Genomic DNA, 7,120 nt, shown 5'->3' with positions numbered 1-7,120 from the left:
TTATACCTAAAGGTACTAACTTTAACAATATATCTCATCAATACATTAGAAAGTTACAGATAGACTTGAATAATAGACCTAAGAAATGTTTAAATTACTTGACACCTAATGAAGTACATTTTGGTATCTCTATAAACATTGAGAATACAATCTAGCTATTAAATGCAACTAATCCAGCACAATATTCTCTAGATCCTTTGGCTAAATCATTCCACACAATTACCATAGCAATGCATCTAGCTAACCCTATTAAAATTAGTCCTATCATAAAGCTAGGTTGGTCATGGAAAAAAATAACTGCTAAGATGAACATCAGGATAGGTCCAATCAGCCAGTTTTGAACTAAAGATAAAAGCAAAATTTTAGTATCTTTAAATATTTTAGGCATTGTTGAGTATTTAACTTTTGCTAGTGGTGGATACATCATCACAATTAAGCCTAATCCTATTAACCAATTACCTGATCCAATATCAAATTTTGATATAAAATTTTTAGCTTCTGGTAGAGTATATCCAATGGTGATACCCACAATCATAGCTAAAAATATCCATAAGGTCAGAAACCTATCGAGAAACTTTAATTTCATTATCACTCCTTAAATTCTACAAATTTCAGAAATTTCTAGTTTAGATATTATTTGTTGAACTTCTTCGTCTTTATCTACTTGTTTGAAAAGCTCATTTAAAATATTTAACTGATATTTTGGAATATTTTTATTTAGTTTATAAAATACCCATTTGCTTTGCTTAAAAGATTCTAGTAATCCAGTAGTTACAAGATTTTTTAGCTGTATTGATAACGCTCCTTGAGTTAATGAGATAAGTTTTTGGATATCACATACGCAAAGAGTATTTTTGTTTAATACATATAAAATAATTAATCTATTTTTATCAGAAATTATTTTTAGAAAATTTGTGATAGACAACATATTGAAACAAATATATATTTAAATTTATAAATATGATAATGGTTTTGGTTATGATTTTCAATTTGTTTGTAATATAACTTAATATTTAGCCAATATAGACTAGATGTGTTAAAATCTAGCTAGTTTAGAGCAATATTTAATTTTTAATGAGTCGATTAAGTCAAAATTTGATGTATGTTGGTATATTGTTTATAGTTTTTATATCTTGTATATATTTTTTTGTTTCTAAGAATACCCCTGAACCAAAAGGTATATATTTACCTAAATATAGTGCAAAATTGCCAGCTACAGATCCAAAACAAGTCAGAATATTTAATCTATGTTATCAAACAGATACACAAGATAACATAGGTGAAATAAGAGTAGTAATAGGTGTAGATCAAGAGAGAGATTTTCAGAAATTATGTAATGAGAATATTAGAGAAGCTGTAAAATTAGCTGCTCAAAATGGTGCACATGAGATAAAATACGTTTGTCTATTCCCAGAGGGTCAAATTACTGAATTAAGTAGTGTTCAATTACGAGCATACGCTTTTAGAGATTAGTAACAATGAAAAAGTTAAATATAGTTTTTGCTGGAACTCCTGATATTTCAGCGCAAGTTCTAAAAGACTTATATCAATCACAGCATAATATTCAAGCGGTGCTTACTCAGCCAGATAGAGCAAAAGGGCGTGGTAAGAAAATACAATTCTCACCTGTCAAAGAAGTCGCTATAGCCAACAACACACCAGTTTTTCAACCATTGTCTTTTAAGAAAGACCCTCAAGTACTTGAGCAAATTAAAGAATTAAAACCAGATATCATAGTTGTGATAGCTTACGGAATTATAGTGCCTCAGGAGTTTTTGGATATTCCTAAATATGGTTGTTTAAATATTCATGTTTCATTACTTCCTAAATGGCGTGGCGCAGCACCTATCCAGAGAGCAATCCAAGCAGGAGACTCTAAAACTGGAATCTGTATAATGCAAATGGATGCAGGACTTGATACTGGAGATATATTAAATACTCTAGAAGTTGAGATAAAAGATACAGATACATCCCAATCACTACATGATAAGTTTGCTAAGCTATCAATAAAACCATTATTAGAAACTTTAGAAAATATTGATACGATCAAACCGCAACCTCAGCAAGGCGAGCCTAGTTACGCACATAAGATCACTAAGCAAGAAGGTCTTATAGATTTTACAAAATCTGTCGAAAAAATTAGTTGTCATATTAGAGCATTTACTCCATGGCCATCAGCATTTTTTATGTTAGAAGGTGAGCAAGTCAAAGTAGGTGATTTTGAGATACTAGAAAAGTCAGCAAATGATGAAGTTACAGCAATTATAGATATAATTAAAAATGGTTTTGATATTGCTACAAATGACAAGATAATTAGATTTAAGCAATTACAATTTCCCAACAAGAAAATGTTAAATATTGCAGATATTTTAAATGGTAAAGATTTAGATAAATATATCGGGTATAAAATAGGATAAATAATGAAAGTAGGATTTATAATAGATAACTTAAACTCTTTTAATATTTCAAAAGATAGCACATATATGATGCTACAAGCAGCTCAAGATAAAGGCTGGGAAATTTATACTTTTTATTTGAATGATTTATCTATAATTAATGGTAATCCTAAAGGTGATGCGCTTAAGATAAAAATCCATAAAGCAAAGGAATCTTGGTATGAAATATTATCTCAACATCATGATTTATCGCTGTTAGATCTTGATTGTATTTTTATGCGTAAAGACCCGCCATTTAATATGGAATATATATATGTGACATATATGCTTGATTTGGCGAAAAAATATGGAGTATTAATCGTAAATAATCCACAAGCACTTAGAGATTTTAATGAGAAAGTAGCTATTTCAAATTATCCTAAATTTGCACCAAATACTTTGATAACTAGAAGCTATAAACAGATTAATCAGTTTTACGCAGAGCATAAAGATATTATTGTTAAACCTCTTGATGGAATGGGTGGCAGCTCTATCTTTAGGATTAAAGATGGCGACAAAAACAAGAACGTCATCCTTGAAACGCTAACTCATCATGAAACCAGATATATAATGGTACAAGATTATCAAGAAGCAATAAAAGATGGTGATAAGAGAATTCTGATAGTCAATGGAGAGCCTATTAAGTATCTCTTAGCTAGGATTCCTAGTGATAGTGATAATCGTGGTAACTTGGCAGCTGGAGCTAGAGCTGAAGTAAGAGAACTTCAGGAGCAAGACTATAAAATAGCTAAAAAAGTTGCTAAAAAACTAAAAAAAGAAGGGGTAATGTTTGCTGGTTTAGATGTGATAGGAGATAAACTAACAGAAGTTAACATTACTAGTCCAACAGGTATCCAAGAAATCTATAAAGCTACCAAAGTTAATGCTGCAAGCTTACTAATGCAAGCAGTCGAGAAAAAAATAAATAAAATGAGACAGGAACAAGAATATGGAAAATAAAATTAACTCTCAAAGTTTATTCCAAGAGGCCTTACAATATATACCTGGTGGAGTCAACTCTCCAGTTAGAGCGTTTAAAAGTGTTGGGCAAGAATTTCCAAGATTCATAAAATCAGCGAAAGGTGCTTATTTATATGATATTGATTGGAACAAATATATAGATTATATCGGATCATGGGGACCAATGATTTTAGGTCATGGTGATGATGATGTTCTTGAAGCTATACAATGTCAGTTAAAAAATGGTCTAAGTTATGGAGCTCCATGCAAGCAAGAAGTTGAACTAGCTAAAAAAATAATTGAACTTATGCCAAATATTGAACAAGTTAGATTCGTAAATTCCGGTACTGAAGCGACAATGAGTGCTATTAGATTAGCAAGAGCATATACAGGTAGAAATAAAATTATCAAATTTGAAGGTTGCTATCATGGACATGCAGATGAGTTTCTTGTGGCTGCTGGATCTGGAGCACTATCATTAGGACAGCCAAATTCTCCGGGTGTACCAGAAGATGTAGTTAAGGATACTTTAGTTGCTAGTTTTAATGATATAGACTCAATACAAGCTCTCTTTAAAAAATACAAAGATGAAATCGCTTGTATAATAGTTGAGCCTATTGCAGGTAATATGAATATGATTTTCCCACAAGATGATTTCTTAGCTAAGCTTAGATCAGTTTGTGATGAAAATAATAGCTTACTTATCTTTGATGAAGTGATGACTGGTTTTAGAGTTGCATTAGGTGGTGCTCAAAGTATTTATGATGTTAAGCCTGATTTGACAACATTAGGTAAAGTGATTGGTGGTGGTATGCCAGTAGGTGCTTTTGGAGGTCGCAAAGAAATTATGCAAAAAGTATCTCCAGCTGGACCAGTATATCAAGCAGGTACTTTATCAGGCAATCCAATTGCTATGGCAGCTGGTATCAAAACATTAGAAAAAGTTTCACAAGATGACTTTTTTGTTAAATTAGAAGCTAAAGCTAAACAATTAGTTGATGGATTAAATGAGGCTGCTAGAGTTTATGATTTTAATTTCCATGCGAAATATTTAGGTGGAATGTTTGGACTATTTTTCTGTAGTGAAAAGGTTGCTGTTAATACATTTACAGATTTGGGTAAAACTAATCTTAAAATGTTTAATCAATATTTTGCATATATGCTTGATAATGATGTATATTTAGCACCATCTGCTTATGAAGCAGGTTTTATATCAATTGCTCATAGTGATGAAGATATCGAAAAAACTATTTGTCTTACTAAAAAGTTCTTCCAAGAAAATCAAAGTTAATTAATCCCAATAAATAACAAATTTAAAGATATTTTGCTAATTTTAGCTACAATGGTTGTAGCTTTTTGTATGTATGGCGTAGCTAATTTTTATGTTCCTGATGAAACTAGATATTCTGAAGTAGCAAGAGAGATGCTTGCAAATCATAACTTTATAGTTCCATATATAGATGGAATAATATTTTTTCATAAGCCTCCGCTAGTATATTGGATTACTTGTATATTTATGAGCATATTTGGCGAGAATACATGGGGAGCAAGACTTGTAAATCCTGTATTACTAGGCATATGTTTAATTTTTACATATATCGCAGTACGCAAAGTATTAGATTGCCGTCAAACAGCATTATTATCAGTAGGAGTAAGTCTAAGTACAGTTTTATTTCTATTTGTTGGTAGATATCTGAACATGGACTTGGCTATAGCAGTATTTTTAAATATGACTATGCTTAGTTATTAGGTAAGCCTTAAATATGATCATGACTACAAGAAAAGTACATATTGGCTTATTTTAGCATTTATATTTGCTGGATTAGCTGTTATGACCAAAGGGACTAATGGGAATAGTTTTTCCTATGGCTATAGTAGGTTTATATTCTGTTATCATGGGACAGTATAAAAGGCTACTTGATATTAGGCTTTATCTTGGCTTAGTAATTGTAGCAGTCATTTCGTTACTATGGATATTTGCAGTTGAACAAGTACCATCCTAATTTTGCTTATTATTATATAGTAGTGCAACAAATACTTAGATTCTCAACAGATGAGCAAAATAGAGAAGTTTCTAAAATTATTTATTTGTTAGCAATTATGGGAGCTTTTTTCCCTTGGACTCTATTTTTGCCTAAAGTACTTAAAAGCTTCTTTTCAAAAAAAGCCTTCGAAAATCGTAAGCAAAATTCAGATAAGTGGTTTTTATTTATTTGGGCGACATTTATATTTATATTTTTTGGAATCTCTAAGTCTTTCTTGTTTGGCTATTTAGCACCATTAATCCTACCATTATCAATACTTGTAGCTATTTACTTTAAAAGCATAGATTTACAAAAATTTGATAAGTGGGATGGGATAAATTTTAAATTTATTATCTTTATTTTTGCTCTGCTTCCTATTGTAGCTATAGCTCTTTTATGCCTTCCTCAGTATTGGATTTTTGGCTATAAATATTTCTTAATCTTATTAGCAATTGCAATAATAGCTACTGTAATCACGATCAAATTAATCAAAGAATTAAACACTTTTTCAGTAAATAAATTAGTTGCTTATACTTGTATTATGATGATGACTGTTGCAAATTTGGGTTATGTACTAGGAGATTATTTTGATACAAGCTCTAAATATAAGACAGCTCAAGAAGTATCTAAAATATATCAGAAATATCCAAATGCTCAAGTTTTTGAGAGTGATTGCTTTTATGACATTATCTTCTACACTAAACGTAATGTAATTATTATTAATGATGAAGGTGAGTTAGATGATGTTAGAGAGTTCCCTAAATCAAATGTAGATAAATATTTAATGAAATTTGATAAATTTGTTAAATATTGGAATAACTCAAATCAGCTAAACATTCTTGTAGTAAAAGATAAACCTAAAGAGCATAGCCCTCTAGTTTTTGATGACTATAAAAAACAACTTAATCCAAGTAAGTTCTATGTAATCTCTAGTCAAGATAATGCGACGATAGTTGCTAGTGAAGATATAAAAATATAGTCTAAAGATTTATTCATTATTTTGATTTAAGGTACAATATTGCATATATCAATAAATCTATAGTCACTCAATCGTGCTATAAAATCATTGCTTGCTTAATTTAGTATAAATTTGAGTTTACAGTTTGGTATTAATGGACAGGTTGCTTTATCCTTGTCAAAGCATTCTACAATGTTCATCGGTTCTAGTTCTTTAACAATAGTTGATAGTTTTATATTGTATGTAGCTTGCGAAATTGATACACCACCAAATCTACCTTTATATGATTCTATATAGTTCAGATTGGATAATTTATTAATAAAAGCTAGATTGTATTCTCAATGTTTATAGAGATACCAAAATGTACTTCATTAGGTGTCAAGTAATTTAAACATTTCTTAGGTCTATTATTCAAGTCTATCTGTAACTTCTAATGTATTGATGAGATATATTGTTAAAGTTAGTACCTTTAGGTATAAATTGTCTGATATACCTATTCATGTTTTCATTAGTACCTCTTTGCCAAGGACTGTATGGATCAGCAAAGAATACTTTGATGCCAGTCTTGCTAGTTAGCTTCTTATGTTTAGCAAACTCTTTACCATTATCAAATGTAGCTGTTAATATTTTATGACCATTAGATACTTTGTACAATATTCTATTGATTGAATTAGCTGTTCTATCTATAGACTTGGCTAAAATAGTAAATCTGCTAGCTCTATCGACCATTGTTACAATAGCAC

Annotated in this window: 9 protein-coding genes and 3 pseudogenes; 8 read left to right on the top strand and 4 right to left on the bottom strand. The window is 30.4% G+C overall.

Going from position 1 to position 7,120, the window contains the following annotated elements; genetic code table 11:
- Positions 1-155, top strand: a pseudogene (locus F8C69_RS11455) (IS30 family transposase); the annotation flags it as partial.
- Here the strand turns inward: F8C69_RS11455 and F8C69_RS07895 are convergent.
- Together F8C69_RS07895 and F8C69_RS07890 are read right to left on the bottom strand one after the other, a co-directional pair.
- A pseudogene (locus F8C69_RS07895) lies at positions 155-586 on the bottom strand (arsenic resistance protein); the annotation flags it as partial. The pseudogenes F8C69_RS11455 and F8C69_RS07895 overlap by 1 nt on opposite strands.
- A gap of 9 nt (positions 587-595) precedes the next feature.
- Positions 596-928, bottom strand: a complete 333-nt coding sequence (locus tag F8C69_RS07890) for an ArsR/SmtB family transcription factor (protein WP_159184813.1) — start codon at positions 926-928, stop codon at positions 596-598.
- A 146-nt stretch (positions 929-1,074) separates the two neighbouring features.
- On the opposite strand from F8C69_RS07890, the gene fvfA reads away from it, so the two are divergent.
- The 7 genes from fvfA (at position 1,075) to F8C69_RS10740 (ending at position 6,398) form a co-directional block, all read left to right on the top strand.
- Positions 1,075-1,473, top strand: coding sequence for a Francisella virulence factor A (gene fvfA, locus F8C69_RS07885; protein ID WP_159184812.1), 399 nt, complete (start codon positions 1,075-1,077; stop codon positions 1,471-1,473).
- Positions 1,474-1,478: 5 nt separating this feature from the next.
- Positions 1,479-2,417: a methionyl-tRNA formyltransferase gene (gene fmt, locus F8C69_RS07880; RefSeq protein WP_159184811.1), complete on the top strand. Its 939-nt coding sequence runs from the start codon at positions 1,479-1,481 to the stop codon at positions 2,415-2,417.
- A gap of 3 nt (positions 2,418-2,420) precedes the next feature.
- Entirely contained in the window at positions 2,421-3,395 is a 975-nt protein-coding gene (gene gshB, locus F8C69_RS07875) for a glutathione synthase (protein WP_159184810.1), read from the top strand.
- A complete protein-coding gene (hemL, locus tag F8C69_RS07870; RefSeq protein ID WP_159184809.1) occupies positions 3,385-4,686 on the top strand; it encodes a glutamate-1-semialdehyde 2,1-aminomutase in 1,302 nt (433 codons plus the stop codon). Before gshB ends, hemL begins: the two co-directional genes overlap by 11 nt.
- A 69-nt stretch (positions 4,687-4,755) precedes the next feature.
- Positions 4,756-5,145: an ArnT family glycosyltransferase gene (locus tag F8C69_RS10750; protein WP_234393291.1), complete on the top strand. Its 390-nt coding sequence runs from the start codon at positions 4,756-4,758 to the stop codon at positions 5,143-5,145.
- A 97-nt stretch (positions 5,146-5,242) separates the two neighbouring features.
- On the top strand, positions 5,243-5,398 hold the full coding sequence (locus F8C69_RS10745; RefSeq protein ID WP_234384236.1) for a hypothetical protein: 156 nt from the start codon (positions 5,243-5,245) through the stop codon (positions 5,396-5,398).
- The gene (locus tag F8C69_RS10740) at positions 5,379-6,398 is read left to right on the top strand and encodes a hypothetical protein (protein ID WP_234384235.1); all 1,020 of its coding nucleotides are present in this window, start codon (positions 5,379-5,381) and stop codon (positions 6,396-6,398) included. Before F8C69_RS10745 ends, F8C69_RS10740 begins: the two co-directional genes overlap by 20 nt.
- A 95-nt stretch (positions 6,399-6,493) precedes the next feature.
- On the opposite strand, the gene F8C69_RS10735 is transcribed toward F8C69_RS10740, so the two are convergent.
- Both F8C69_RS10735 and F8C69_RS07855 read right to left on the bottom strand, forming a co-directional pair.
- Positions 6,494-6,670 carry a helix-turn-helix domain-containing protein gene (locus tag F8C69_RS10735; protein ID WP_236352401.1) on the bottom strand — a complete coding sequence of 59 codons (177 nt, stop codon included), beginning with the start codon at positions 6,668-6,670 and terminating at the stop codon, positions 6,494-6,496.
- 32 nt (positions 6,671-6,702) lie between these two features.
- Positions 6,703-7,120 (bottom strand): annotated as a pseudogene (locus tag F8C69_RS07855) (IS30 family transposase); the annotation flags it as partial.

Origin of the sequence: Francisella noatunensis subsp. noatunensis (genome assembly GCF_009823375.1) — a bacterium.
In the GTDB taxonomy this organism is placed as follows: Bacteria; Pseudomonadota; Gammaproteobacteria; order Francisellales; family Francisellaceae; genus Francisella; species Francisella noatunensis.
This window is presented reverse-complemented; position numbering and strand designations above follow the sequence as displayed.

Bases quoted from the DNA above. Each gene is read 5' to 3' on its own strand.
- fvfA (WP_159184812.1), top strand. From the start codon at position 1,075: ATGAGTCGATTAAGTCAAAATTTGATGTATGTTGGTATATTGTTTATA.
- gshB (WP_159184810.1), top strand. From the start codon at position 2,421: ATGAAAGTAGGATTTATAATAGATAACTTAAACTCTTTTAATATTTCA.
- F8C69_RS10750 (WP_234393291.1), top strand. From the start codon at position 4,756: ATGTATGGCGTAGCTAATTTTTATGTTCCTGATGAAACTAGATATTCT.
- F8C69_RS07890 (WP_159184813.1), bottom strand. From the start codon at position 928: ATGTTGTCTATCACAAATTTTCTAAAAATAATTTCTGATAAAAATAGA.
- hemL (WP_159184809.1), top strand. From the start codon at position 3,385: ATGGAAAATAAAATTAACTCTCAAAGTTTATTCCAAGAGGCCTTACAA.
- fmt (WP_159184811.1), top strand. From the start codon at position 1,479: ATGAAAAAGTTAAATATAGTTTTTGCTGGAACTCCTGATATTTCAGCG.
- F8C69_RS10745 (WP_234384236.1), top strand. From the start codon at position 5,243: ATGGGAATAGTTTTTCCTATGGCTATAGTAGGTTTATATTCTGTTATC.